Raw genomic sequence first — 228 nt, 5'->3', positions numbered from 1 at the left:
TGAGTGACGCCGGGCGGGTTGGTGACCCCGGCGCAAACCACGGCGCTGGCGACCATTCGCGGGCTCGATCCGATCTATGTCGATCTCACGCAATCCAGCGTGCAACTGCTGAAACTGATGCGTCAGCAGGCTTCTCTCCAGCAGAGCAGCGATGTGGTGCCAGGAACGGTAAAACTGGAAGACGGTAGCAATTACGATCATCCCGGCAGGCTGGAACTGACCGAAGTG

At 59.6% G+C, this 228-nt stretch carries 1 pseudogene; it reads left to right on the top strand.

What is annotated here, in order from left to right:
* Nucleotides 1-3: 3 nt before the first annotated feature.
* Nucleotides 4-228 (top strand): annotated as a pseudogene (locus tag KVT28_RS27585) (efflux transporter periplasmic adaptor subunit); the annotation flags it as partial.

This window comes from Pantoea sp. GbtcB22 (assembly GCF_019091025.1).
Lineage (GTDB): Bacteria > Pseudomonadota > Gammaproteobacteria > Enterobacterales > Enterobacteriaceae > Pantoea > Pantoea leporis.
Note: the sequence above shows the minus strand (reverse complement) of the source record. Positions and strands in the feature narration are given on the sequence as shown.